We start from the raw sequence: 25,323 nt of genomic DNA on the forward strand, positions 1-25,323 counted from the left end.
CCGCGGCCAGCGCCGGCTGCGGCAGGCGAGCGAGCTGCGACGCCAGGCGATGGACGCTGGCCAGATCGCCGCGCGCCAGGGCGTCACGCGCGGCAGCGGGGGAGGGGTGGTTCATGGCCGGCAGGAATGGCAGAGCGCCGGCCACAGTCAACCGGCGAACGGCGCAGGCCAGGGGCGGCAGCGCGGCACCTGACCGCAGCTGGTTGCGGAGGATGACGTATGGGTGCGCCTGTGGCAGGATGCGATCAGCATCAGGACTGCCGCCGGATTGGGATGTCATGACAAGCAATCGCCTGAAAGACATGCTGTTTCGCTACATGCAGCCGGGCCTCATCGTGGCCATCGTGGCCTGGTGGACGCTGTTGCCGCCCAGCCTTGCCAGCAGCGCCACGACCTTCTTCTGGACCGGAATCGCCATCAAGGGCTTCGTGCTGCTGCTGGAAGCGTTCAACGAGCGCCACGCCAGCTGGCGCCTCACGCCGCGCGAACTGCTGAGTGACGTCATCTACGTCGCGCTTGGCTACACGGTGGTGCAGTGGCTCGATCACAATATCGCCGAGCGCGGGTACCAGGCGTTCAAGGCGATGGTGGGCATCAAGACGCCGTGGCTGACGGCGGCGCCGGTGGCGCTGCAGGCGGCGCTGGTGGTGGTGCTGCTGGAATTCGGCCAATATTGGATGCACCGCGGCATGCACAACTGGCGGCCCTTGTGGCTCACCCACGCGCCGCACCATTATCTTACGCAGCTGAACGCGCTGAAGGGCCATGTCGGCAACCCGATCGAGCTGTTCCTGGTCGGCCTGTCGGTGGTGTCGCTGTTCGATTTCTCGCTGCCCGGCCTGTTCGCCGGCTTTTCGGTGCTCACCGCGATCTTCTGCTTCGCCCACGCCAACGTGCGCTTCAACCCGCCGGCGTGGTATGCGCACGTGTTCACCACCATCGAAAGCCACAGCCTGCACCATTCGATGGAATATGAAGACACGCGCTGCAACTATGCCAACGCGCTGATCCTGCTCGACCGCATGTTCGGCACCTTCCGCGCCGGCGAGACCGCCGAAGTGGGCCAGGAGGCGGGGCGCAAGCTGGGGATCAAGGACGTGATGGTCTATCCGTTCACGCCGCTGATCGACGGCGCGCGCGGCATGCTGAAAGGGTCGCGGGCATAGGGAGTTGGCTGATCAAGCCGTCGGGCAGCTTGCGCCCATTTTCGATCGTTCGACTGAAACACGCTTTGACCCGAAAGCTGCAGTTCTGCCTTACGAAAATAGGTATGATCGTCGGCTGACGCTTGGTATGTTCTTTAAATGCGAAATGAACAGCCGAATCGCTTTACGATCAAGAAGATGGATGAAAGCCGAGGGCATTGTGACTGTTGTGGCAGAGATAGCCGCTCGGTTGCAGGATTGGTCTATGATCAAGGTAATGCCGCCGCAGCCTACTGGATACATTGGACCGAGGGACACCTGAGCGACATTGGCGCGAACCTCGATTTGGTGCTGGGTGAATGGGGCGAGGGAACAAGCCCTGCAGATCGATACGCTATCTCCATGGTTCATCGGCAGCAGGCTGATGGCACTCCAGCCCTAATGGTTATCGATGCTCACGGCAGACCGGCCGCAAACGGAAACCTCGCCAGCACCGCCATGCGTCGCGACGATGTAATTGGAACACCTCTGGCGGCGCAGGTCTTCGCCCTGACTGATGCAATTTATGAGCAAGATGACCGCTTTTTCTGATGGTCTGCTCACCACCCCATTGCCGCCATTGCGCCCTCCGTATCGAGGGCGATTGACCCAAAGGCAGTAGGTCTGGTTTGGACGTGAAAAGCCGCCTGTCTACTCCCGACCCAGCTGCAGTCATTCAATCTCGTTAGCAGTGGGCGGCACTCCGCGCTTGGCCGCAGCCGCAGACATGAGAACTCTCTCGACGATGGCATCGAACTCCTCCTTGCCGATTGCATCGAGGGCATCATAACTTGTCACGGTTGGGGGCCACCAGCCGTGCAATTCACCCCACCGATGCAACTCGCGAGCAGCCGCTTCGACTTGATCGTCCGTTGGACGATCAGATTCGATAAAATTCGATGGATGCACGATAAACCCCAATTGGAATTTCAGGCAGGCGATGTCTGTTTCCCACCCCATTGCAGACGTTAACGCTTGCGAGTTCACGCCCTAATTCTTCGCCCCAAGCGCCGGCGCCGGCCAATATTTCAACGTGTGCACATCATGCGCGCTGGTCCACACGCCGGCCCTGGTCCAGCGCAGCGCGCCGCTTTTCACTTCGGGGCCCACACGGGCGATGATGGCCTGCGTTTTGGCGTCGATCACCACATATTCCTGATCGTCGGTGGTGCGCAGCCACACCTTGCTGGCGCCGGTGTCGATGTCGCCCCATTTGAGGTTCGCGCCCACCTTCACCCGGCCGGCCACGGTGACCGCCTTGGGATCAACCTTCACCAGCGTGCCATCGCCCTGTTCCTGCACCCACACGCCGCCGGCGCCCGCCGCCAGGAAGCCCGGCTGCTTGCCCAGAGCGGCGCGCGCCGTCACTGCGCCCTTGGCGGGATCGATGCGCTGCACGCTCTGCTTGGGCGCGCTCACCGCCCACAGCGCGCCTTCGCCAAAGGCCAGATAGGACGTGCCGGGATCGACCGCGATGCGGGCGGTGATCGCGCCGGTCTTCGGGTTCACCCGCGCCACTTCGCCCTTGGCATCGCTCGCCACCCAGATCGAACCGCCGCCGAACACGACGTTCAGTTCGCCCGACTTGTCGGCGATGCCAGTTTCCACCGTCTGCACCAGCGTGGCCGTGCGCGTGTCGATCCGGTGCAGCGCGCCCAGCTTGCAATCGGCGACCCACAGATATTTGCCCTTGATCGCCATCGCCCCGCACGGCCCCGGCAGCGCGACGCTGGCTTGCCTGCCGCTGCGGCTCCACTGCTCGACCCGGCCGCGGTTGGTCATCCACACCGTCTTGCCGTCCACCACCAGGAAATCGCCGAAGTCCGGCACAGTCTGCACTTCGGCCTGCTGGGCAAGGGCAGGGGCGGCGGCGAGCAGGAGGGCGGTGAGGCGGATCATGGCAGCTTTCCCTTCGCGTCAGGCGGTCTTGCTGGCGATATAGGCGCGCCAGCCGCCCAGGTGGGTGATGTCCTCGGCGCCAGTGAGCGCCCGCGGCTCTGCAACGAAACCCTTCACGCTCGATCCGTCCGCCAGCGTCACCGTGCCGATGGCCAGCGGCGGCGGCACATCGACAACGAAGCTGCCGAACTCGGCGACGCCCAGTTCATACACCTCCAGCTTGATCGGCGCACCATCGGGCGTGAACACCAGCGCCGGCTTGGGCGGCACGCTGTCGGCCATGGCATAGAGGCGATAGGTCGGCGCGGTCTCAAAGGCGCCGACGAACGTCGCGTTGCGGGAGGTCAGCTGCCAGTGCAGCGGCATGCCTTCCAGGTGCGCGCCCACAACGGCCAGTTTCACAGTCTGCATCTTGCCCTCCAGGTCGAGTGGTGGTGGTGCGGGGTGGCCGGTGGCTTCGGCCCAGGTTTCGGCCAGATCGAGCAGCGCCCGGTCCGTATCGGCCGGGCCAATGAACGTGATGCCGAAGCCGACGCCATTGGCCTTTTGCCCGGCCGGCACTGCCACCGCCGCCATGTCGAGCAGGTTCACGAAGTTGGTGTAGAGCCCGAGATTGCTGTTCAGCCCCACCGGCGCGGCCAGCATTTCGGCGACGCGATAGCTGGTCGGCGTGGTCGGGAAGGCGAGCACGTCGATGCTGTCCCACAGCAGGTCGGCATGGCGCTTGATGTCGGCCAGGCGGTACATGCCGTTGAACAATTCGACCGCCGTCTTGGCCCAACCCTGTTCGACCACGGTCCGCACGGTGGGGTCCACGGCATCCGGGTTGTTGGTGAGGATTTCGGCCATGGCGGCGGTGCGTTCGGCGACCCACGGGCCGCCATAGAGCAATTGCGCGGCCTCCAGCAGCGGGGCGATATCAAGTTCGACGACCTCGCCCAGGGTGGCGAGCGTCGCCAGCGCACGCTCATACAGATGCTCGGCCTCCACATCGCCGAACCAGTTGCGCTGATCCCGGCGCGGCACGGCGAAGCGGCGGGGCCCCAGCGGTCGGTCGGCGAGCGGCTTGGAGTAGGCGTCGGCGGCGTCGAAGCCGGCGATCACCTGATCGACCAGGGCCGCATCGGCCGGTCGGTCGGTGAACACGGTGATGCAATCCAGCGTGCGGCAGGCCGGCACCAGGCCGGTGCCGCTCCAGCGGCCACGGCTGGGCTTGAAGCCGATCAGATGCTGGAACGCCGCCGGCACCCGGCCCGAACCGGCGGTATCGGTGCCGAGCGCGAACGGCACCAGTCCGGCGGCAACGGCGACCGAGGAACCGGAGGAGGAACCGCCGGACACCCACGCCAGATTATGCGCATTCCGCGGGGCGCCATAAGGGCTGCGCGTGCCGTTGAGGCCGGTGGCGAACTGGTCGAGATTGGTCTTGCCCACGCAAATGGCGCCCGCCGCCTTCAGCCGGGCGATCACCGTGGCATCGGCATCCGGTTGATAGGCGAAGGCCGGGCAGGCGGCGGTGGTAGGAAGGCCGGCAACGTCGATATTGTCCTTGGCGGCATAGGGCACGCCGGCCAGCGGCAGCACTTCACCCGCCGCCACGCGCGCATCGACGGCGCGGGCCTGGGCCAAAAGATCATCGGCGGCAGCACGCGAAATCCAGATCTGCGGCTGCACCGCGTCATAAGCGGCGATGCGGGCCAGCGTTTCGGCCATCACCGCTTCGGCCGAAGTGGTCCCAGCGTTCACCGCCGCCGCGATGGCGCTGGCGTGCTGGCGGCTCAAGGCGTCCTCCGCAGCGCCAGCATCGGCGCGCCGGGTTGCAATGGCTGGCGTTCGGCCAGATAGAGCGCGACCACCGTGCCGGCGGCCGGGCTTTCCACCGGACATTCCATCTTCATCGCCTCGATCACCGCGATGGTGTCGCCGGCCTTCACAACGTCACCGGGCTTCACCAGCAGTTTCCACACGCTGCCGCCGAAGGGGGATTCAACAAGTTCCGCGCCATCGGGCACGTCCACGGCTGCGGCCGGGGCCATGTCGGCGGCGTCGTCCGCCACCCGGTCAAATTCGCCCTTGCGCTGCCAGTCAGCCCGCTCCTCGGCAAAGGCCGCCTGCCGGTTGGCTTCGAAGGCGGCGATATCGGCGGCATTGTCGGCCAGGTAACGGCGATAGTCGGCGAGGCGGAACTCGGACGGTTCGATGCGGATGGCGCGGCGGCCGCTCGGGATATCGCGCCGCCATTCCACCAGTTCCTCAGGCGTCACCGGATAGAATCGTATCTGGTCGAAGAAGCGCAGCAGCCAGGGCTTGCCCTCGATGAAGGCGTCGGTCTGGCGGTGGGTGTTCCACACCTGGATGGTGCGGCCGAACAGCTGGTAACCGCCCGGGCCTTCCATGCCATAGATGCACATATAGGCCCCGCCGATGCCGACGACGTTGGGCGGCGTCCAAGTGCGGGCCGGGTTGTATTTGGTCGTCACCAACCGGTGGCGCGGATCGACTGGTGTGGCGACCGGTGCGCCCAGATAGACGTCGCCCAACCCCATCACGAGGTAGGAGGCGTTCCAGATGATGTCCTCAACCGCCTGCACATCAGGCAAGCCGTTGATGCGGCGGATGAATTCGATATTGTCCGGGCACCAGGGCGCATCATCGCGCACGACGGCCATATATTTCTGGATGGTCTCGATGGTGGCCGGATCGCGCCAGCTCAGGGGCAGGTGGACGATGCGCGACGGGATGGTGAAATCATCCAGCTCGCCCAGCCTTTCCTCGGCCGCCATCAGCGCGGCCAGCGCGACGGCGCTGTCGAGGCGCACGCCATCGAAATGCATCTGCAAGCTGCGGATGCCCGGCACCAGATCGATCACACCGGGCAGGGCCAGCCGCTCCAGTTCGGTGAGCAGCGCGTGGACGCGGATGCGCAGTTCCAGGTCCAGGGTGATCGGGCCATATTCCACCAGGATGTTGCGATCACCCTGCTGGCGATAGACGACGCGCGGCCGGCTGCCCGCCGCCGGGATTTCGGCGAGGATCGGCGACAGATCGGCGATTGCGCTGCCAGCCATGTCCGGCAAGGGCGCACCCGTAGCCAGCAGCGCCCGCTGTGCCGCATCGGCGGCCTGGGCGGCAGCCAGCGTGACCGGCACGAAGCGCAGCCGGTCGCCGGGGGCCAATTGCCCGATCTTCCAGCGATCCGCCGCAATCACCACGAACGGGCAGACGAAGCCGCCCAGCGACGGCCCATCGGGCCCGAGGATGATCGGCATGTCGCCGGTGAAATCCACGGCGCCAATGGCATAGGGATTGTCGTGGATGTTGGACGGGTGCAGGCCGGCCTCGCCGCCGTCCAGCCTCGCCCATTCCGGCTTCGGCCCCACCAGCCGCACGCCGGTACGGTTGCTGTTGTAATGCACCTGCCAGTCCGTGCCAGCGATCATCGCCATATCGCCGGGGGTGAAGAAATCCGGCGCGCCGTGCGGGCCAACCATCACCCGCACCATCCACTCCGTCGGCAGCGCCGGCAGCGGCGCACTGGCCAGGGGGGTGGTGGTGGGTGCGTCCCCAAGGTGCAGCACATCGCCCGCCAGCAGCCGGCGCGCGCCATGGCCGCCGAACCCGCCCAGATCGAATGTGGCGACACTGCCCAGATACGGCGCGATGTCGAAGCCGCCGGCAACCAGCAGATAGCCGCGGAAGCCGCCGCCCTTCGCCCGGCCCATCGCCAGTTTCTGGCCCGCCGCCACGCTGATGGCCTGGCCCAGCGGCACCGGCGCGCCATCCAGCGTCGCGCCGAAATCGGCGCCGGTCAGGCAGATGCGCGTCGGCGCGGTGAAGGCCAGGGTCGGCCCGGTGACGGTGATTTCCAGACCGGCCGTGCCTTCATCATTGCCGAGCAGGCGATTGCCGAGCCGGAAGCTGAAATCATCCATTGGCCCTGACGGCGGCACGCCCACGGCCCAATGCTGCTGGCGGCCCGGCCAATCCTGCACAGTGGTCGATGTGCCGCCGGCAATCACGCGGATGGCGCGCAGGTTGTGTTCCACGCTGTCGAGCGCGCGGGTCGAAACCTCGCCGCTGGTGAAGGCGACAGACCGCACCACGTCGCGCAGCCAACGCAGATTGGTCTCCATCCCGTCGATGCGCGTGCCATCGAGCGCGCGCGCCATCGCGGCCACGGCCAGTTCGCGACTGGGGGCATGCACGATCAGCTTGGCCAGCATCGGATCGTAGAATGCGCTCACCTGCGTGCCGGCCATCACCCAGGTTTCGGTGCGGATATCGGCGGGGAAATTGGCGGCGGTGATCAGGCCCGTGGTGGGGCGATAATCATTGGCCGGGTCTTCGGCATAGAGCCGCACCTGCACGCTGTGGCCGTTGGGGGACGGCACGGGCACATCCATGAAACCAAAATCGCCACCGGCGCCGCGCAGCATCCATTCGACTAGGTCGATGCCCAGCACTTCCTCGGTCACGCCATGTTCGACCTGCAGGCGGGTGTTCATTTCGAGGAAGAAGAAATCCTGCCGGTCGGCGTCGTAGAGAAACTCCACCGTCCCGGCATTCTGGTAGTGCGCGGCCTCGCCCAGCCGGATGGCGGCGGCGAACAGCGCCTCGCGCACGGCCTGGGGCAGCAGCGGCGCCGGGGCTTCCTCCACCACTTTCTGATTGCGGCGCTGCAGCGAGCAGTCGCGTTCGCCCAGCGCCAGCACGCGGCCGGCACCGTCGCCAAAGATCTGCACCTCGACATGGCGGGCGCGGCGCACATAGCGTTCCAGGAACAAGCCGCCATCGCCGAAATTGGCCTGGCCCAGCCGCGCCACGGCCGCGAACGCCTCGTGCAGGCTGGCCTCATCTTCGCACACCCGCATGCCGATGCCACCGCCGCCGGCCGTCGCCTTCAACATGACCGGGAAGCCGATGGCCTGCGCCGCGGCCAACGCTTCGGCTTCGTCCTTCAGCAACCCGCTGCCGGGTGCCAGCGGCACGCCGTGGGCGGCGGCCAGATCGCGGGCGCTGTGTTTCAGGCCGAAGGTGCGGATATTGTCCGGCGTCGGCCCGACGAAGATGATGCCGGCGGCTGCACAACGCTCGGCGAAATCGGCGTTTTCAGCCAGGAAGCCGTAACCGGGGTGGATCGCGTCCGCGCCGCTGGCCTTGGCCGCCGCGATGATGGCATCGGCGTTGAGATAGGATTCGGCCGGGCGCGACCCGCCGATCGCTATGGCTTCATCGGCCGCCGCGACGTGCAGGCTGGCCTCGTCGGCTTCGGAATAGACCGCGACGGCGCGCAGGCCCATGCGCTTGGCCGTGCGGATGATGCGCGTGGCGATGGCGCCACGATTGGCGATCAGGATGGTCTTGATGGTCATGCCGCAACGATCATGCGCACGGGCGTCGGGTTGAAGGCGTTGCACGGGTTGTTGATCTGCGGGCAGTTCGAAACCAACACGATCACATCCTGATCGGCTTTCAGGTCGACCGTCAGGCCCGGCGCGGAAATGCCGTCCACGATGCCCAGCGCGCCATCAGCTTCCACCGGAACGTTCATGAAGAAATTGATGTTGGCGACGATATCGCGCTTGCCGCGGCTTTCGGTCAGGTTGGCTTCCAGGAAATTCTCCACGCAGGCGTGCTGCCACTTGGTGTGATGGCCATAGCGCAGCGTGTTGGATTCACACGAGCACGCCCCGCCGATGGTGTCGTGATACTCGACCGCGCTTGCGGTGATCGTCATCAGCGGCCGGCCCTCGTTGGACATCAGCCGCGTGCCGGTGCGCAGGAACAGATTGCCCTGGGCGGCCACCGTGTCCTGCGCGCTGTAGCGCTCGGCGTCGTCGGCGGCGGCATAGATCAGGAAATCCACCGCCTGGTTGCCTTCCAGATCGACGATGCGCAGCGTCTGCCCGGCGGCCACATGGTGCAGCCAGGGTGCGCGCGCCGGCACGATTTCATCGTGGAGCACGGGGCCGGGCAGGCCGGCGAGATGGGGATCTTGTGTCATGTTCGCTCTCAACGACGATAAAGGTCTTCGACATTCAGAAAGGCGCGCAGGCCCTCTGGCGTCGCATTGCGGATGGGATCGTCTGGCGGCGTCACCGGGCCGCGCCAGGCGGTGAGGCGCAGTGGCGTGGAGTTATACTCCGGCCGCGGATCCAGCACGTGCGGGCAATTGGCGATGACGATGATCACGTCCATCTCGGCGCGCAGCAGCACCTCGCGGCCAGGCGCGAACGGGCCCACAACGGGCGTGATGGTGCCATCGGCTTCGATGCGGGTGCCCTTGAACAGGGTGATCGCCGGGTGCACGTCGCGCCGGCCCAGGCCATGCTTGGCGGCGCCCAACAGGAAGCGGTCGCGCCCATTGGGATGCGCGCCGCTGTTGCGCCCGTCGCCATAACGCGCCGCATTGGTGGCCGCGTTCGACACGCCGCAGAAACAGTCATGGGTGCCGGCGCTGTCCTCGACGATGCTCATCAACACCCGGCCCATGTCCGACAGCAGCAGCTTGCCCGGCCCCAGATAGGCGTTCCATTGCACCTTCACCGTATCGGCCATGTTGAGCCGCTCGGTGGGCATTTCGGCGTTGAAGATCTGCACCGAAGCCGCGGCATCGCCGGCCTTGTCGATCAGGCGCAGGCGGGCGCCGCGCGGCAGGCGGCGGGTGGCGTAACCACCGGGCGCAACGGTTTCTTCCCACAACAAATCGTCGCCGCTCACGCCAGCCGGCAGATCATCGGCGACTGGCGGCAGGATCGGCATGGTTTCGACGCGGATGCTGCCTTGCGCGCGGGCATGTTCGCGCGCGGCCAGCGGATCGGCAAGGGAAGGGGGCGCAGTCATGGCAGGCTCCGGTTGGCAGGTTCGCCCTGTTCATGCAGCGGCGGCAGCAGGGCGGTGGTGGTGACGAGTTCAAGCTGCTGCACGCCGCGCACCACGCGCAGCGCGTCGGCCAGCGCGCGCAGGCGCAGCGCTGGCCCCTGCACCAGCAGCACTTCCAGCGATTGGTCATCTTCCAGGAAGACGTGCTGAACCGAGATGACTTCCTTGATATACTCGGCCTCGATCTGCGCCAGCTGCTGGCGCACGCGGCCGCGATCGGCGCGATAGACCAACGTGATGGTGCCGGCGAACAGCGCCTGCGGGTGGGTGAGCGCCTCGTGCGCGGCCACGGCGTGGCTGATCAGCTCGGCAATCAGCTGCGAGCGCGAGGCGAGTGCGCGTTCCTGCAGCATCACGTCCAGCTTGTGCAGCAGACTGGCCGGCAAGCTCATGCTCAGCCGGGCGAGGCCGGCGACGGGCAGGGCCTCGACTTGGGTGCGGGCGACAGCCTTCATGCGGCGGCCCCTTCCGTCTCTTCAGCCACCTCGTCGGCCTTGGGCCGCAGTTTCAGATCATAGGTGATGGTGGCGCCATAGCGATTGGGTTCGTGCGGATCCTGGCGCTGCTTGTCGAGCGCAATCACCCGCGTGCCCAGCGTGAAGGCCTCGCGGATATCGTGGGTGACCATCACGATCGTCAGCTGCTGCTCGCGCCACAGCCGGGCGATCAGCTTGTGCATGTCTGCCCTGATGCCGGGATCGAGCGCGCCGAACGGCTCATCGAGCAGCAGGATGCGCGGCTGCATCATCAGGGCCTGGGCAATGGCCAGGCGCTGCTGCATCCCGCCCGACATCTGCGCCGGATACTGGTTGGCCGCGCCTTCCAGGCCGACAGCGGCAAGCATGGCCAGTGCCTCCGCACGGGCAGCCTTGCGGCGGGCGCCGAACAGCCGGGCGAGCAGCGGCGCACCGGCAAAATCGCGGGCAATCATGACGTTGCCCAGCGCGGTGAGATGCGGGAACACCGAATAACGCTGGAAGACAACGCCGCGATCCGGGCCGCATTCCGGCGCCAGCGGTGCGCCATCCAGCGTGATCACGCCCTTGGCCGGGGCTTCCTGACCGAGCAGCAGGCGCAGCAGGCTGGTCTTGCCGGCACCCGACGGGCCGATGATGGAGACGAACGCACCGGCCTCGATTTCCAGGTTCAGCCGTTCGAGGACGACATGGGCGCCATATTCCACCCAGACATTGCGGATTTCGAGCAGCGTCGTCATCGCGCCGCTCCGCCTGCCCACGGGAACAGCCGGCGGCCGGTGGCGACCAGCGCCATGTCGATCAGGATCGAAAGCAGCGCGATCCAGGCGACATAGGGGATGATGACGTCCATCGACAGATAGCGGCGGACAAGGAAGATGCGGTAGCCCAGCCCCACGTCGGACGCGATGGCTTCGGCCGAAATCAGGAACACGAAGGCCGGCCCGATGGCGAGACGCGTCACCTCGATCAGCCGGGGCAGCGCCTGCGGCAGCGCCACGCGCAGGATGACCTGCCAACTGCTGGCGCCCAGCGTCTGCGCCTTGATGATCTGTTCGGTGGGCAGAGCGGCGACATGCCCGGCCAGATCGCGGATCATCACCGGCGCGACGCCGATGACGATCAGCGCCACTTTGGCGGTTTCGCCCAGGCCCAGCATGATGAACAGGATCGGCAGCAGCGCCACTGGCGGGATCACCGCGATGCCGAGCACCAGCGGGCTGAAGGTGGCCCGTGCCGGCGGCAGCGCGCCGAGCAGCAGCCCGACGAGGAAGGCCATGGCCATGGCGATGCCCAGGCCCAGGCCCAGCCGCTCCAGGCTGGCGGCGGTGTCGGCCCAGAAGAGCAGGCTGCCCGAAAGCGGATCGGGCACCGTCGCCAGCGTCCACAGCGCCTTGGCCATGGCACCGGGCAGCGGCACGATGCGATCATTCGGATTGGCCGCATGGCGCACGGCGGCCGTGACCACATAGGCCAGCAGCAGCAGCACGACCGGAATCGTGCCCAGCGTCGCGGCTTCACGCCGGCCGATCTTGCGGCTTACCCAGCGCATGGTGGCGTCACAGTTTCCCGTCAGCCGCTTGTCTCATGTAGCTGTCGTCAAAGCGCAGCGTCACGCGGGCGGCATCGCCCAGCGTCTTGCCGCCAGGGAAGCCGATGCCCACCGCATCGGGCGTTGCGGCGCCCTTGAACAGCCCGCGCGAGAAGGAGAAATCGCGCACGCGGTTCATGGTGGTGATGAGATCGGGGCTCCGGGCGGCGGCCACGGCGGCCTTGGGATCGGTGTAGAGGAAGGTGGTGGTGAGCTGCGCGTCGAACACCGCGGGCGTGGTGCCGGCCAGCTGCGCCATCGCGGCCCGCGCCGCCTTGCCAGCCGCATCCTGCCGCTGCATCAGCGCCATCGTCTCGTACCAGATGCCGGCCAGCGCTTTGCCCAGGTTGGGATTGGCCTTCAGCGTGGCGGTATCGACCACCAGCAGATCGATGATCTCGCCGGGAATATCGGCGGAGCTGAACAGCAGCTTCGCGCCCGGCTGCGCCTTGATCGCCGCAAGCTGCGGGTTCCAGGTGACGGCGGCCTGCACGTCGGGGCTGGCAAAGGCGGCGACGATATCGGCATCGGCGGTGTTGATGGTCTTGACGTCCTGCATCGCCATGCCGGCCTTTTCCAGCGCGCGCGCCAGCAGATAGTGCGAGACGGACAGCTCGACGAGGTTGATCGGCTTGCCCTTCAGGCTGGCGATGCTGGCGGCGCCCTTGGCGACCAGGCCATCATTGCCGTTGGAATAATCGCCGATGATGATGGCGCTCGTGTCCTTGCCGGCGGCGGCCGGGATGGTGAGCGCGTCCATGTTGGCGACCGTCACGCCGTCCAGCTTGCCGGCGGTGAACTGGTTCACCGATTCGGCATAGTCATTGACCTGCACGACATTGATCTTCAGGCCATATTTGTCGGCCCATTTCTTCACGATGCCGGCCTGCGCCGCATAGGGCCACGGCATCCAGCCGGCATAGATCGACCAGCCGATGCTGAACTCGCTGCGCTTGGCCGCTGGCTTGTCGCCGCCGCCGCAGCCGCTGGCCAGCAGCAGCGTGGCCACGCCCAGCAGCCCGATGATGCGATTGAGGAATTGGCGCACGCTGAAGTCCCCGAAAAATGCTCGCCGCACCAGACAGGCCGCCGGCCAAGCCGGCAAGGGCAATATTACGTATGTCGCTTTTGGTAATACCGGCTGGCCCGGCGCGTGACGGCGATTCAGCGCCAGCCTTGCGCTTTTCCGGCCCGTCACTTAGGGCAGGCGCTGCGTCGGGGAGTGGCGCAGTCTGGTAGCGCATCTGCTTTGGGAGCAGAGGGCCGCAGGTTCGAATCCTGTCTCCCCGACCATAATTCAATAAAATAGTAAAATCAGTAGCTTAGGCTGTATAGGGCGTCACTCGACGTAACAGTCTGACGTAACAGTCAGCGTAACACCGGGGTGGTGCTATTAGCCCTGAGAACACCGTCTCGATGAGCATTCTGATAGCGTTGGTGACAGTGTGATGGGGCGCTGTGCCTTGACAGGCGCGCGATATGTGGGCTGCGTTCACGAGCGTAATCGCCGCCGGTTCGCAGATTGATCCGGTGCTCCGCGCCCCTAGGCTCGCCAGTCTGCAAAAAGGGAAATTAGTGCACCACAAAATGGGCAGCTGGCCGGTCGAACAGCGCGATCGACAACTCCTTGCTATATTAGGAAAAACGCGCTTGAGGGGCAGGGTCTCTGTGCTACTGAAACAGAGGGAGATTGAACCCCTCGTAGTGTATACTTCCTTGAACGATTTCATACTCAAGCTTGGAACGCAGCAACAGACCAGCAGACCTAAGGTTCCCAGGTGGAGAGACCTAAGCCCGTGGATGAGAGTCCAGCTTGGTCATATGACGATTTCCGAGTTTCAGGGTTGGGCCTTCACAGTTCACTTCGAGGATAACCTGCTCCGGGCTATCGAGGCTCGCACCGATAGGGCAGACTACATTCGCCGTCGCTTCACCAACGAGCTCGGGAAGGTATTTGACGTTGCTCCGGCATATTATCTGGTGACCGAACTGCACGACAGCCATGGGAAACCAGTCCATCCCCACATCCACGGTGGTATCGAGATCGAAGGCGTCGCCGAAGCTTATGTCCGGCATGCTATCCGTCGGGCGGCTGGCCATGACATGGATCGAGGGCCGGGCAAGCATAATGCTTACCTCGGTGAAAAGCCCTACGGTCGTGTCGAGAAGTGGGGCAAATATGTCTGCAAGGGTCTTCGGCGCAAAGCACCGCTAGGCTGGGAGAAGCGGCATTCGATGTCGAACCAGCTCAACGGCGCAGCGCGTGATTTTTGGGAGTTCATCTCGGAAACGGCAACCACAGAGATTGACCGGCGAAAGGGCGGAGCAAAGATAGTGGCCTGAGGGCGCCACAGAGCGCCTATGGCGCGGTTTGGAAGAACTTTGGCCACCCACGCTCTCTGAAGGCCTGACGCGCTGTCAGAGCGTCCTGACACGCCTGAACGGGACGCCGCGCACGAAATTTCACTCACTCCAGTTGCCGGTTCGCCAGGATATATATAACCATCTGAATGTAAGGGGTGTTTCGAAAACTTAGAAAGATGCTGACACAATTCTGTCAGAGTTGAGGGGGGTGCGTTGAGAACTGAGAATGTGTCGCCGCGTGCGTCCATGCTGATAGAAAGCATGCGTGATCTCGGTTATTCGCTAGAGACGGCCTTGGCTGATATCATTGATAATTCCATCGCAGCCAACGCAGATTCAATCGATATATTTACCGATCCTTCGGATGAAACACCTCGTATTGCCATCGTCGACAACGGCTGCGGGATGACAGAAGCTGAACTGCTCGACGCCATGCGTGCGGGCAGCCAGAACCCTCTCTCTTCCCGAAAAGCGAATGACCTTGGAAGATTTGGCCTTGGACTCAAAACTGCTTCCTTTTCGCAGTGCCGCCGGCTGAGCGTCATCACGAGGCGGGATGACAAGATGTCCGCAGCCATCTGGGACCTTGATCACGTTGCAAAGACTGATCGATGGGAAGTGCTGATGCCACCCGATCCGTCAGCGTTGCCGTTGGCTTCAAGGCTGATCGGAAACGGCACGATCGTGATCTGGGAGCAGATGGACCGCCTTCACGGTGGCCTTGGAACTGGGCTGCTGGTTCGACGACTGAGCGAAGCCGCAAGCCACCTCGAGCTTGTCTTTCACCGCTTCCTGAGCGGTGAGGTTGGACAGCGGAAGGTCAGGATTTCCCTGAACAACACGCCACTCAGACCTCTGGATCCTTTCGCTTCCACACTCAAGGCGACACAGAGGCTCGAACCCGAGATTCTAGCGGTCAATGGTCATCCGGTGACAATTCAGGCGTTCACACTGCCTCATTTCAGCAAGATAGAATCCAAGGAAGAATGGGAAAGATTGGCAGGTGAAGCAGGACACCTGAGAAATCAGGGCTTCTATCTGTATCGCGAACGGCGCCTGATCATCTGGGGGACCTGGTTCGGCCTTGCTCGTCACCGTCCACTGACCAATCTGTCGCGCGTTAGGATCGATATGCCAAAGGAGCTCGATCCCGAATGGAAGATCGACGTCAAGAAGGCATCTGCGCAGCCGCCTGCCATACTGCGCGAACGGTTACGGCAACTGGTTGAGAAGATCGGGGCCAGCTCGAAGCGAGTCTATACACACAAGGGCAAGAAACTGAATATCGATGGCCGACTTGATGTCTGGAGCCGTGTTCAGGACAAAGGCGAAATAAAGTATCATTTCAACAAGGAACATCCGTCCTTCCAATCCTTGGTAGACGGTTTGCCCGATGCCCAGAGGTCGCGCTTGATTGCGCTCGTGGAGCTGATGGAATCCATGCTTCCGTTCGACTCCATATTTGCTGACAGAGGGGGTGACCCCAAGGCAATTGTCACGAACGGTGTCGCAGATGAAAGCTTGGCCCTACTTGCCCGCGATACGTATCTGCAACTCAACGGTGCCAGCGACAGGTCGGCCAAGATCCTCGACATGATGGCGATGTGTGAACCGTTTTCGCTTCGGTGGCAGGACACCTTGAGCATGCTCAAGACAGCATTTTCGTGGGAGTCGTGACGGCGATGCTTCTCAAACAGCTTGAAGATATGGTTTCTGCGGCGGTTGTCCTCGAAAAGGCCCCTACCCAAGGTCGTGTCAGAGAACTCGTTTCCGACATCCGGCAAATAAGCCTTTTCAAATCAGTGACCGATACTGAAGCGGAATATCTGATCAAGATCCTTGAGACAAAGCTGGACGTGTCGATGACAATCGGGGCGCAGCTTACCGCGAAGAACTTCAAGCCGTGGCTCGAGAGCCGGCGCAAGGACATCGATCCTTATTATTGGGATCGCTATCGCAAATTGCTCGTTCAACAGGGCTTGCCGCCAGGCGTAGTCAACACGCTTGACGAGGTCACCGAGAGAATTACCGGCCTGCTTGAAGACCCCGAGAAGGAAGGTCCATGGGATCGCCGGGGCATGGTGGTAGGACACGTTCAGTCAGGAAAGACTGCGAACTACACGGGAGTGATCAGCAAGGCTGCCGATGCCGGCTATCGCTTGATTGTGGTGATTGCCGGGGTTCACAACAATCTTCGCAGCCAGACGCAAGCGCGAATTGACGAGGGGATCATCGGCCGTGACACCGGCAAGGGGTTGGCCCCAGATGGCCATGACAATCGGTTGGGGGTGGGCTTTTTCAATTCAAGTCGGAAGCCGGCATCCTTTACCAGCACGACACACGACTTCAACAAGCAGCAGGCCGGGGCAGTCGGAGTGTCTCTCGACAACCTCAAGGAGCCTGCCGTTCTCGTCATCAAGAAGAATTCCAGCACCCTTGCAAACGTGATCGCCTGGCTGAAGGAGCACAATGCCAAGCGTGGAACGAAAACAATCTCTGCACCGATGCTACTGATTGACGATGAAGCAGACAATGCCTCAATCAATACTGCAAAAGGAAAAGGAGAAGTCACTAAAATAAACGGTCAATTGCGTGAACTGCTTCGGATGTTCGAGCGTAGTTGTTATGTCGGTTACACCGCAACCCCATTTGCAAACATATTCATTGATCCGGATTCGGATGATGAGATGGTCGGTGAAGATCTTTTTCCTCGAGATTTCATCGTCAGCCTCGATCCGCCGGACAATTATTTTGGTGCTCGGCATGTTTTCATCGACAATAGCGAAGAAATTCTTAGGAACATTGATGACAATGGCGACCTGTTGCCTGTTGTGCACAAGAAAGAGCATCGGATCATCGCATTACCTGGATCTCTGGTCGAGGCAATAAGAGCGTTTGTGGTGGCCCGTGCTATCCGAATACTCAGGGGGCAAGGATCAAAACATAGTTCCATGCTGGTAAACGCATCAAGGTTCACTGCCGTGCAATCATCGTTGCGCGTCGAGATCCACGAGCGGCTGAGGGCGATCAAGGATGCCTCCAGGCTCTATGGTGGACTGGAAGCTGGCCAGGCAGAGGCGGATGAAGAAATAGCTGCGCTGAAACGAGTATGGGAGCGGGAGTATTCGCAAGCGCATCGGGTATGGAGCGAAGTGCTCGCGACCCTGAATGAATCTGCAGCTGCGATCCGGGTGGTGGAGGTCAACTCGAAATCGAAGGGCGGCCTTGATTATGCCAGCTACAAGGACACCGGACTCAATGTAATCGCCGTTGGCGGGTTTTCCCTTTCGCGAGGTTTGACACTGGAGGGACTCATCGTCAGCTACTTCCTCCGAAATTCCATGATGTATGATACGCTCATGCAGATGGGGCGTTGGTTCGGATACCGGCCCGGATATGACGACCTTTGCCGAGTCTGGATGCCTGAAGAAGCTCAAGGCTGGTATGAGCATATCGCCGAGGCGATCGAGGAGCTCCGTGACGAACTGCGTGCCATGGCAGCTATCAATGCTACTCCAAGGGAGTTTGGTTTGAAGGTCCGAAGCCATCCGGACACATTGATCATCACCGCGCGAAACAAGATGGGCACTGGCAAGAAGCTTGTGATGCGTATCGGTTTGGGAAAAAGTTTTGTGGAAACGGCGGTCTTGCGCGCCGACGCCCCTGCACTGAAAGAAAACCGCAAGGCTGCGACCCGGCTGGCGCAAACCCTCAAGGAGGCAGGCTTCGATCCAAAAGACGCCGAACCGGCGGTTGGCGGCTATCTGCTCGACGGCGTTCCTGTCGAGCCGGTGCTCGATTTCATAAGGGCGTTTCGCAACTCCGAAGGATCCTTCTCTACCGAAACCGGACCCGTCTCGCGGTATGTGGAGGATCGGGCCAACGATGAACTGGCACTTTGGCAGGTATTGTTCACGAGCGTGAAAGCGAGCCAGCGAAAGCTAGTGAACACCGAGCTCCTGGGAAGAGAGATCAACTGCCAAGAGCGGACAATGGGCGACAGATCGAACGACAAGACGATCTATGTTTCGAACAAGCAGCGTGTAGCGTCGCGCGGCGTCGAGATGTCCGGGATCGCGGGGGATGCGATCGCTTCGGCCCAGGCGAAGTATCTGCAGGACAATCCCACTGTGCGGAAAGAGTCTGAGAAATCAGGAAAAAAGCCTAACTACCCCGACTGGATTTATCGCGAGGTTCGCGCAAGACCGCTGCTGATCGTGCATCTTCTCGACCTTTCGGCACCCACGGGTGCAAAGTTCAGTGCTCCGGAAGTGAACCCCATTATCGCGTGGAGCATTAGTTTTCCCGAGACAGAACGACCCGAGCAAAAGGTTGAATACGTCGTTGGCGCCGTCTGGCTGAAAGAAAACATGGCGGGTGAATGGGACGACGATGACCTCGGAGGAGACGATGACTGACGATCCTTGGAGCAGCATAGCCAAGCCATCGGAAGCTGCCGCTGTTTCCGGCAGGCGCGTTTCGCCAGACAACAGATGGGATTTTTTCTGGGCAAAGGACTCTCGGGGAAAGTGCCTTCTTGTCCTCCAACATCATGCCTCCTCGAGCTCCTTCGAGAAATTGCCGAAACCCAAGGGGCTAACTGTCGAGATCGTTGACGCCGTAGAGGGGCGAAAAACCCTCATGCTGAGGCTGCTTGATACGCAGCAGCGCGATATCTTCCTCAAACTCTCGGAGGACATAATTCTTGCGGCCGAAGGTGCCGAGACTGAAGCTGAAGCCGTCGCTGTCGCGTTGGCACGGACATGGCGCTGGCATCATCTGCTCAAGGGTGGCGCAGGCGGGAAGCTGGGCGAGGAAGAGCAGAAAGGGCTGATCGGCGAGCTACTGGTGCTCAAGCGCTATCTGCTGCCGATCTTCAACCCAATCACAGCGGTGTCAGCCTGGCTCGGACCGATTGGATCGCCCAAGGACTTCGAGATCGGACGGGTTGCGATCGAAGCAAAAGCTAGGCGCGGAACAGCTACGCCATTCGTCAAGATTTCCTCGGAACATCAGCTCGACGAAGTGGGCTGCGACGTCCTCTTTCTCCATGTGGTCGAGCTGGACAGATTGCCGGTTGAGGCGGATCCAGATCTGGCGCTGAGTCTGACGAGCCTTGCGGACCAAATTCGAGTTTCGCTTCAGGCTGCGGATCAGACGGCCGTTGAGGCATTTGAGGCATGTCTGATTTCAGCCGGAGTGAGACCGGAAGACGATTATTCTGATGATCTCTGGATCGAGGGTCGTTCGCGTGTCTTCGAGGTAAAGGATGGGTTCCCCAGGGTTACTGCGCAGTCTGCGGGAGCAGGTGTGAGGGGGGTGCAATACTCCATCGACCTCGCCGCTTGCGAACCCTTTGCGGTGCTTTCAACGACAATTTCCGAACAACTGGGGAAACTGACCAATGTCGCAGACCATTGAGGAGTTCCAGCGCGAACTGGCGAGAGATGTCGTTCTGACGGCGGATGCGACCGGCGATTTCAAGGAAGAGGCGTTCTTCGAGATCGTGGCATCGCATCTTGTCGATGCTGGCGAACTGGAAACGCACGAGCGCACACATTTTGCCGATCGCGGGCTTCGGATTGATGGCCATGGAGGACATCCACGTGATGCAGATGGCATTCTATCCCTTATTGTTCAGGACTTCAGCCAATCAGATGCGATGGAGACGCTGACGAACACGGACATGCAGGCGGTGTTCAACCGTGCGACACAGTTCATGAAAAAGGCGCGGGACCCGTCCTTTCGCAGGGACTTCGAAGAGAGCTCACCTGCATTCGAAGCGGCGCTGCACATAGACGGATGCTGGGCTCAAGCGCGCCGAGTGAAGCTGATCCTGCTGACCAACAAGGTTCTCAGCACGCGCGTAGATGGCCGTGAGTCTGCCGAAATCGATGGCAAGGAGGTCGTTTACAGTGTCTGGGATCTGGGGCGGCTGTTTCGATATATCTCGTCCGGGCGGGAACGCGAGGAGATGGAGCTCGATCTTGTGGCCGATTATGGCGGGGCTATCCCGGCGCTTCCCGCTCATCTGAAAACCGGCGACTACCAAGCCTTCCTTGCGGTCGTTCCGGGCGCCCAGGTCGCGCTCATCTACGACAGGTGGGGCTCCCGCCTCCTCGAACAGAATGTTCGCAGCTTCCTCCAGCTCAAAGGGGGCGTCAACAAGGGGATGGCAAAGACCATCATCGAAACTCCCGAAATGTTCTTTGCATACAACAACGGGATCACAGCCACGGCAGAAGCGGTGGAACTCGACGGCGACGGTAGTGCTATCTGCAAGATAAGAAATCTGCAGATCGTCAACGGCGGTCAGACCACTGCATCGCTGCATCTTCAGAGGACAAGAGGGACTGACCTGTCAAAGGTATTCGTTCAGATGAAGCTGTCTATCGTCCAACCGGAGTTCGTTGAAGAGATTGTTCCGAAGATATCTGAGTATGCGAATACACAGAACAAAGTGAATGCAGCAGATTTCTTTGCAAATCATCCTTTCCATATCGAGCTTCAAAAATCATCTCGACAGGTTCTTGCACCAGCTAAAAAAGGAACTTTTGTTGAGACTCGTTGGTTCTATGAGCGCTCTCGTGGGCAATTTGTGAGCGAAAGGTCGCGGATATCTGGATCTGCATTGAAGAAATTTGATGCAGATTTTCCTTCTGCGCAGTTGATCACGAAAACGGATCTGGCAAAGGCTCTGAACTTGTGGCCTGGCTTTGTTGGCATTGCACCCGAGTCCGTTTCGAGAGGCGCTCAGAAAACCTTCTCTGATTTTGCGAAAGCCGTCAGTGGATCTTGGACAGAAAAGAGACGTGATGAAATAAATGATGCATATTTTAAGGAATGCGTATCGAAAATTATAATTTATAAAGAATCAATATCGATCTTCAATAAAAAATATCCGGGAGCCGGCTACCCTGCGCAGACCGTCGCATATGCTATTGCAAAGCTTGCTTCGGATTTGGACGAGCGAGGCGAATGTTTGTCATTTATGAACGTATGGCTTGCGCAGAGTCTTACTCCGGGCGTGCGTCGCGCTTTGGAAATCTCAATGGAAGCTGTCAGAGACGTCCTTACAAACCCTCCGATTGCAGGTCAGAACATCTCGGAATGGGCAAAGGTTCAACTTTGTTGGATGCGCGTGAAAGCGCTGCGCGTGGACTGGCCCAGCGAGCTGGAGGACGATCTGCTATCCACAGCGCTCGCGCGTCAGGGAAAGAAGGAAGCCAAGAAGGACAAGCAGGAGGACTCAGGCATCGCCGCTCAAGCTGCCGTCTTGCAGGCGGGCAGCCACCATTGGGAGAAGCTGCTGGATTTTGCGAAATCGAAGAAGCTACTTTCGCCGAACGAGCGGCAGATACTCGCGTTGGCGGCGCGACCTGGGGCGCTGCCCAACGACAAGCAGTGTCTGGTGTTGATGAGGATCGAGCGCACTCTCAAGGATGCCGCAATCTGACGAATGTGACGTTGCAGCTTCCTGCGCAGATTGCATCATCCCTAGATGGCAGCTTTTTTTGCGCTGCACGCCTTCATCTCAAGCGGATTGGGCGTCAAAAGTTGCTTTGATCTGCGCAGCGGAGCCAGCGGCCAATTTTCTCTGCGATTTCCTCTGGAGAGTTGCGAATACTGCACTCCCAAGCGACCGCTACCCGCCACCCAGCAGCCAGGAGCGCGTCGATGTTGCGCTTGTCGCGGGCAACGTTCGCTTCGAACTTGGCCGACCAGAACTCCGTCCGGGTAGCTGGAGTCGTTGCAAAGAGACAGTTTTCATGGCGATGCCAGAAACAACCGTTAACGAAGATTGCTGCCTTCCAGCGCGGCAGCACGATATCCGGCGATCCAGGCAGCGACTTTCGATGAAGTCGGAACCGGAAGCCGGCACGGTGCAGGCCGCGCCGAAGCAGCATCTCGGGTTTCGTGTTCTTCCCACGAATTCGCGACATCATCCTGGCGCGTGTCTTCTGATCGACAATATCAGCCATTCTGGGGCCTGGCTTATCCTGTTGGCTGCGTTAGAGAGACACGGTGAACACGGGTGGTGAGCTCTTGAAGACCTACAAGGTTGTCGACCTATTTGCCGGACCGGGAGGGTTGGCGGAAGGGCTGGCCTCTGTCCGCCGTAACGGGCAGGCCATGTTCGACGTTCGCCTCTCTGTTGAAAAGGATCCTGCCGCCTTTTCAACCCTGCGCCTGCGAAGCTTCTACCGTCAGTTCGGCGGTGCGGCTCCAGTAGCCTATTATGAGCATCTCGGCGGGGCTCTATCACGCGACGACCTAGTAAGGCGATATCCAGACCAGTGGGCCAATGCTTGCCGGGAGACACTCCAGCTGGAAATGGGTTCAGAGGGCGCCGATGAGATTCTGGACCCCATCCTGGCCGGCATCATGGCCGAAGATAGCCGAGATATCATCCTTGTTGGCGGGCCGCCGTGCCAAGCGTATTCCCTTGTGGGTAGAGCCAGGAACCGTGGCACTGTGGGCTACGTCGCCCGGGACGATGGCAGGCATTTCCTTTATCGTGAGTATGTCCGGATACTGAAACTGCTTCAGCCTGTCGCGTTCGTGATGGAGAACGTGAAAGGCATCATGTCTGCAAAGGTCGATAGCGAAAGCATCATCGAGATGGTCCTGAGTGACCTCACGACGGTCAATGGACCTGACAGCTACCGCATCGTGCCATTCTCATATGACCACGAGACGGCTGTCACGACAAATCTGCTGAAAGCCGAACAACTCGGAGTTCCGCAAAGACGACACAGGGTCATACTCGTCGGGGTCAGAGCCGAACTCGTGGACAGTGGTGCCATCGCTTCAGCTTTCCAGCTGAGTGGCTTCACATCGAAGTCGACGGTTCGTGACGTTCTTGGTGGAATGGAACCTGTTCGCAGCAGCTTGAGCCAATCACCCGACAACAATGTTGCATGGCGTGCAGCTGTCCTCGAGGCGATGAGATCGGCAGCCCAGGCTGCCCTACAGGAAGAAGACGAAAGACAGGACTTGGTAGCCCAGCGCTTGGCTGAACACATCCTTTCAGTGCTCGCTGGTGCCGCTCCTGCCTCCACGTCATCAGTCACCCCGGCGCCAATCCTGAACAACCGCCTTGCAGACTGGATCATCGACCCCAAGGTCGACCGGCTCCCGAACCATCATGCTCGAGGGCACATGCAGTCAGACCTGGCTCGCTATGCCTATGCTGCGACATTTGCCGAAGTGCATGGCTATTCACCAAAGTCAGGCGAATTTCCGGATCAGCTGGCTCCTGCTCATGAAAGCTGGAAGAGTGGGAAATTTGCCGATCGGTTCCGAGTGCAGTCATGGGACCAGCCGTCGACAACAATCACCAGTCATATCAGCAAGGATGGGCACTATTTCATCCATCCTGATCCTGTTCAGTGCCGCTCGTTGACCGTCAGAGAAGCTGCCCGACTTCAAACCTTTCCGGACAATTACCTATTTTGTGGTAATCGCACACAGCAATTTGTTCAGGTAGGCAATGCCGTTCCGCCGTTGCTAGCGAAGCATATTGGCGAAATGCTCTATGAGCTTCTGGATCAGACGGGCGAGCGCTCTTCAGCTTGATGTCATGAAACTACCTGGCGCCCAGTTTCCCATCTCGTTGGGACGCATCACGCCTCCCCCAAGCCCGACGAGTGACGACAGCACGGTTATCGCTGCCGGCTGGTAGCGGCATGTCAGAAACGTGCTCGGCCCCTTCCAGGCATCAGCATAATCCTCAGCCGCCCACGAGTTCAGGAATACATCGAATACAATTTGAGCTCCGTTGGAGGCCGTTATGCTCACTTCCCAATGTTCGGGGCGGTATCTAGGCGCTGCATGAACATCGTTCACACCATCCGCTTGCGCAAACAATTCACATACGGCTTCGATGCCGAGATGGCCTGGAAGGATTGCCTGTGCGTTTATGCTCATGTCCGGCTCCATACCGAGTAATCTGATCGTGAAAACGCCAATGTCTCCAAAAGCCCTTCCAGTTCACTCACGATTTCGAGCTGGAACTGACAGGTGACGATACACACTCGCCCGACCGATGCCGAGTGTCCTCGCAATCCTTGCAGGACCGTCGCCGGCGGCTCTCATGGCACGAATCTTGTCAACATCGATTGAAACAGGACGCCCCTTATAAACCCCGGCTGCCTTAGCCTTATCGATCCCATCGCGCTGGCGCTCACGTCGGAGATCCGTTTCAAACTCGGCAAAGCTCGCCAAGATGTTGAGCAGGAGCTTTCCATCGGGCCGGGTTGTGTCGATGCCACCCTGCTGAAGACAGCGGAAGGTGACGCCTTTTGATGCGAGGCCGGCAACGATCTGTTTCAGATCAAGCATCGACCTTGCCAGTCGATCCAGGCGGGTAACGATAAGGGTGTCGCCTTCGCGGGCGAACTCCAAAGCTTGCTCCAATGCTGCGCGTCCATCGGTTGTGGTGCCGCTGCGCTTTTCGGCGAACACCTTCTCACACCCGGCTGCGGTGAGCGCCTCTAGCTGCAGGTCGAGTGATTGTGAGATCGAGCTTACTCGAGCATAACCGATTAGCATGATGGTTAACCTGTCTTATATGGTTCTAGACCACTACCATCTGACGTCTCGAATGTCGAGAAATTACCCAAATGAGACGCGCGAACCTGGTCGGTGAGGCGTATCGGAGGGGTATACCTTAACGAGACTTATTTCATCAGGAATGGGGGCAAGAACGGCCCAAAAACGGCGATTTTGTCCGTATGCAGAAATAGGTATATATATCAGAGTGTTGATTGAAAATGGTGGAATCTAACTTTACATGTTCTGGGCACGTTCTTGACAAAAAAACACGTGAATCTGTCAAGTTGCCCCACCCAAATGAAGCGACCAGAGAGCATCACAAAGCGCTCCCCACGCTTTCTGTGAGCACTGGTCAGCAACCAAACCGTCG

At 61.0% G+C, this 25,323-nt stretch carries 21 protein-coding genes and 1 tRNA gene; 9 read left to right on the forward strand and 13 right to left on the reverse strand.

The features are described 5' to 3' along the window. The first annotated feature begins 278 nt into the window (after nt 1-278). On the forward strand, nt 279-1,166 hold the full coding sequence (locus GJ693_RS01945) for a sterol desaturase family protein (RefSeq protein ID WP_197041887.1): 888 nt from the start codon (nt 279-281) through the stop codon (nt 1,164-1,166). 138 nt (nt 1,167-1,304) lie between these two features. Beyond that, the gene (locus tag GJ693_RS01950; protein WP_156254656.1) at nt 1,305-1,736 is read left to right on the forward strand and encodes a hypothetical protein; all 432 of its coding nucleotides are present in this window, start codon (nt 1,305-1,307) and stop codon (nt 1,734-1,736) included. A gap of 120 nt (nt 1,737-1,856) precedes the next feature. Here the strand turns inward: GJ693_RS01950 and GJ693_RS01955 are convergent, their stop codons facing one another. The 10 genes from GJ693_RS01955 to GJ693_RS02000 are packed head-to-tail and all read right to left on the reverse strand — an operon-like array spanning nt 1,857 to nt 13,080. Further along, on the reverse strand, nt 1,857-2,171 hold the full coding sequence (locus GJ693_RS01955; protein ID WP_156254657.1) for a hypothetical protein: 315 nt from the start codon (nt 2,169-2,171) through the stop codon (nt 1,857-1,859). A gap of 3 nt (nt 2,172-2,174) precedes the next feature. Then, the gene (locus GJ693_RS01960) at nt 2,175-3,083 is read right to left on the reverse strand and encodes a Vgb family protein (protein ID WP_156254658.1); all 909 of its coding nucleotides are present in this window, start codon (nt 3,081-3,083) and stop codon (nt 2,175-2,177) included. Between the two features lie 18 nt (nt 3,084-3,101). Continuing rightward, nucleotides 3,102-4,865, reverse strand: coding sequence for an allophanate hydrolase (atzF, locus tag GJ693_RS01965; RefSeq protein WP_235902555.1), 1,764 nt, complete (start codon nt 4,863-4,865; stop codon nt 3,102-3,104). Next, entirely contained in the window at nt 4,862-8,455 is a 3,594-nt protein-coding gene (gene uca / locus GJ693_RS01970; protein ID WP_156254660.1) for an urea carboxylase, read from the reverse strand. The genes atzF and uca overlap by 4 nt, the downstream gene beginning before the upstream one ends. Further along, the gene (locus GJ693_RS01975) at nt 8,452-9,087 is read right to left on the reverse strand and encodes an urea amidolyase associated protein UAAP2 (protein WP_156254661.1); all 636 of its coding nucleotides are present in this window, start codon (nt 9,085-9,087) and stop codon (nt 8,452-8,454) included. Before GJ693_RS01975 ends, uca begins: the two co-directional genes overlap by 4 nt. 8 nt (nt 9,088-9,095) lie before the next feature. Beyond that, nucleotides 9,096-9,926 (reverse strand): urea amidolyase associated protein UAAP1, encoded by an 831-nt coding sequence (locus GJ693_RS01980; RefSeq protein WP_156254662.1) that lies wholly within the window; start codon nt 9,924-9,926, stop codon nt 9,096-9,098. Continuing rightward, a complete protein-coding gene (locus GJ693_RS01985; RefSeq protein ID WP_156254663.1) occupies nt 9,923-10,420 on the reverse strand; it encodes a CopG family ribbon-helix-helix protein in 498 nt (165 codons plus the stop codon). The genes GJ693_RS01980 and GJ693_RS01985 overlap by 4 nt, the downstream gene beginning before the upstream one ends. Continuing rightward, entirely contained in the window at nt 10,417-11,181 is a 765-nt protein-coding gene (locus tag GJ693_RS01990; RefSeq protein ID WP_156254664.1) for an ATP-binding cassette domain-containing protein, read from the reverse strand. Before GJ693_RS01990 ends, GJ693_RS01985 begins: the two co-directional genes overlap by 4 nt. Further along, nucleotides 11,178-11,993 (reverse strand): ABC transporter permease, encoded by an 816-nt coding sequence (locus tag GJ693_RS01995; protein ID WP_156254665.1) that lies wholly within the window; start codon nt 11,991-11,993, stop codon nt 11,178-11,180. Before GJ693_RS01995 ends, GJ693_RS01990 begins: the two co-directional genes overlap by 4 nt. A gap of 7 nt (nt 11,994-12,000) precedes the next feature. Next, nucleotides 12,001-13,080 (reverse strand): putative urea ABC transporter substrate-binding protein, encoded by a 1,080-nt coding sequence (locus GJ693_RS02000; RefSeq protein ID WP_156254666.1) that lies wholly within the window; start codon nt 13,078-13,080, stop codon nt 12,001-12,003. Nucleotides 13,081-13,248: 168 nt separating this feature from the next. On the opposite strand from GJ693_RS02000, the gene GJ693_RS02005 reads away from it, so the two are divergent. From GJ693_RS02005 to GJ693_RS02030, 6 genes are all read left to right on the forward strand, one after another. Further along, a tRNA-Pro gene (locus GJ693_RS02005) sits at nt 13,249-13,325 on the forward strand. Nucleotides 13,326-13,853: 528 nt separating this feature from the next. Then, a complete protein-coding gene (locus GJ693_RS02010) occupies nt 13,854-14,375 on the forward strand; it encodes a hypothetical protein (protein WP_156254667.1) in 522 nt (173 codons plus the stop codon). A gap of 282 nt (nt 14,376-14,657) precedes the next feature. Further along, nucleotides 14,658-16,073, forward strand: a complete 1,416-nt coding sequence (locus GJ693_RS02015) for an ATP-binding protein (protein WP_197041888.1) — start codon at nt 14,658-14,660, stop codon at nt 16,071-16,073. A gap of 5 nt (nt 16,074-16,078) precedes the next feature. After that, nucleotides 16,079-18,814: a Z1 domain-containing protein gene (locus GJ693_RS02020; protein ID WP_156254678.1), complete on the forward strand. Its 2,736-nt coding sequence runs from the start codon at nt 16,079-16,081 to the stop codon at nt 18,812-18,814. Then, nucleotides 18,807-19,817, forward strand: a complete 1,011-nt coding sequence (locus GJ693_RS02025) for a PD-(D/E)XK motif protein (RefSeq protein ID WP_197041890.1) — start codon at nt 18,807-18,809, stop codon at nt 19,815-19,817. The genes GJ693_RS02020 and GJ693_RS02025 overlap by 8 nt, the downstream gene beginning before the upstream one ends. After that, nucleotides 19,801-21,852, forward strand: a complete 2,052-nt coding sequence (locus GJ693_RS02030; RefSeq protein WP_156254670.1) for an AIPR family protein — start codon at nt 19,801-19,803, stop codon at nt 21,850-21,852. Before GJ693_RS02025 ends, GJ693_RS02030 begins: the two co-directional genes overlap by 17 nt. A gap of 94 nt (nt 21,853-21,946) precedes the next feature. On the opposite strand, the gene GJ693_RS02035 is transcribed toward GJ693_RS02030, so the two are convergent. Then, the gene (locus GJ693_RS02035) at nt 21,947-22,378 is read right to left on the reverse strand and encodes a very short patch repair endonuclease (protein WP_156254671.1); all 432 of its coding nucleotides are present in this window, start codon (nt 22,376-22,378) and stop codon (nt 21,947-21,949) included. 64 nt (nt 22,379-22,442) lie between these two features. Between GJ693_RS02035 and GJ693_RS02040 the strand changes: the two genes are divergently transcribed. Beyond that, the gene (locus tag GJ693_RS02040; protein ID WP_235902556.1) at nt 22,443-23,975 is read left to right on the forward strand and encodes a DNA cytosine methyltransferase; all 1,533 of its coding nucleotides are present in this window, start codon (nt 22,443-22,445) and stop codon (nt 23,973-23,975) included. Here the strand turns inward: GJ693_RS02040 and GJ693_RS02045 are convergent. Together GJ693_RS02045 and GJ693_RS02050 are read right to left on the reverse strand one after the other, a co-directional pair. Then, a complete protein-coding gene (locus tag GJ693_RS02045; RefSeq protein ID WP_156254672.1) occupies nt 23,967-24,326 on the reverse strand; it encodes a hypothetical protein in 360 nt (119 codons plus the stop codon). The genes GJ693_RS02040 and GJ693_RS02045 overlap by 9 nt on opposite strands. 63 nt (nt 24,327-24,389) lie before the next feature. After that, nucleotides 24,390-24,950, reverse strand: a complete 561-nt coding sequence (locus GJ693_RS02050) for a recombinase family protein (RefSeq protein ID WP_197041891.1) — start codon at nt 24,948-24,950, stop codon at nt 24,390-24,392. Nucleotides 24,951-25,323: the final 373 nt, after the last annotated feature.

This window comes from Sandarakinorhabdus oryzae (assembly GCF_009733735.1).
GTDB lineage: Bacteria > Pseudomonadota > Alphaproteobacteria > Sphingomonadales > Sphingomonadaceae > Sandarakinorhabdus > Sandarakinorhabdus oryzae.

Coding starts and splice junctions, on each gene's coding strand:
- GJ693_RS02030 (WP_156254670.1), top strand. CDS start 19,801: ATGTCGCAGACCATTGAGGAGTTCCAGCGCGAACTGGCGAGAGATGTC.
- GJ693_RS02010 (WP_156254667.1), top strand. CDS start 13,854: ATGACGATTTCCGAGTTTCAGGGTTGGGCCTTCACAGTTCACTTCGAG.
- GJ693_RS02045 (WP_156254672.1), bottom strand. CDS start 24,326: ATGAGCATAAACGCACAGGCAATCCTTCCAGGCCATCTCGGCATCGAA.
- GJ693_RS02020 (WP_156254678.1), top strand. CDS start 16,079: ATGCTTCTCAAACAGCTTGAAGATATGGTTTCTGCGGCGGTTGTCCTC.
- GJ693_RS01985 (WP_156254663.1), bottom strand. CDS start 10,420: ATGAAGGCTGTCGCCCGCACCCAAGTCGAGGCCCTGCCCGTCGCCGGC.
- GJ693_RS02050 (WP_197041891.1), bottom strand. CDS start 24,950: ATGCTAATCGGTTATGCTCGAGTAAGCTCGATCTCACAATCACTCGAC.
- uca (WP_156254660.1), bottom strand. CDS start 8,455: ATGACCATCAAGACCATCCTGATCGCCAATCGTGGCGCCATCGCCACG.
- GJ693_RS02035 (WP_156254671.1), bottom strand. CDS start 22,378: ATGGCTGATATTGTCGATCAGAAGACACGCGCCAGGATGATGTCGCGA.
- GJ693_RS01945 (WP_197041887.1), top strand. CDS start 279: ATGACAAGCAATCGCCTGAAAGACATGCTGTTTCGCTACATGCAGCCG.
- GJ693_RS01995 (WP_156254665.1), bottom strand. CDS start 11,993: ATGCGCTGGGTAAGCCGCAAGATCGGCCGGCGTGAAGCCGCGACGCTG.
- GJ693_RS01960 (WP_156254658.1), bottom strand. CDS start 3,083: ATGATCCGCCTCACCGCCCTCCTGCTCGCCGCCGCCCCTGCCCTTGCC.
- GJ693_RS02015 (WP_197041888.1), top strand. CDS start 14,658: ATGCGTGATCTCGGTTATTCGCTAGAGACGGCCTTGGCTGATATCATT.
- GJ693_RS01980 (WP_156254662.1), bottom strand. CDS start 9,926: ATGACTGCGCCCCCTTCCCTTGCCGATCCGCTGGCCGCGCGCGAACAT.
- GJ693_RS02025 (WP_197041890.1), top strand. CDS start 18,807: ATGACTGACGATCCTTGGAGCAGCATAGCCAAGCCATCGGAAGCTGCC.
- GJ693_RS01990 (WP_156254664.1), bottom strand. CDS start 11,181: ATGACGACGCTGCTCGAAATCCGCAATGTCTGGGTGGAATATGGCGCC.
- GJ693_RS01975 (WP_156254661.1), bottom strand. CDS start 9,087: ATGACACAAGATCCCCATCTCGCCGGCCTGCCCGGCCCCGTGCTCCAC.
- GJ693_RS01950 (WP_156254656.1), top strand. CDS start 1,305: ATGCGAAATGAACAGCCGAATCGCTTTACGATCAAGAAGATGGATGAA.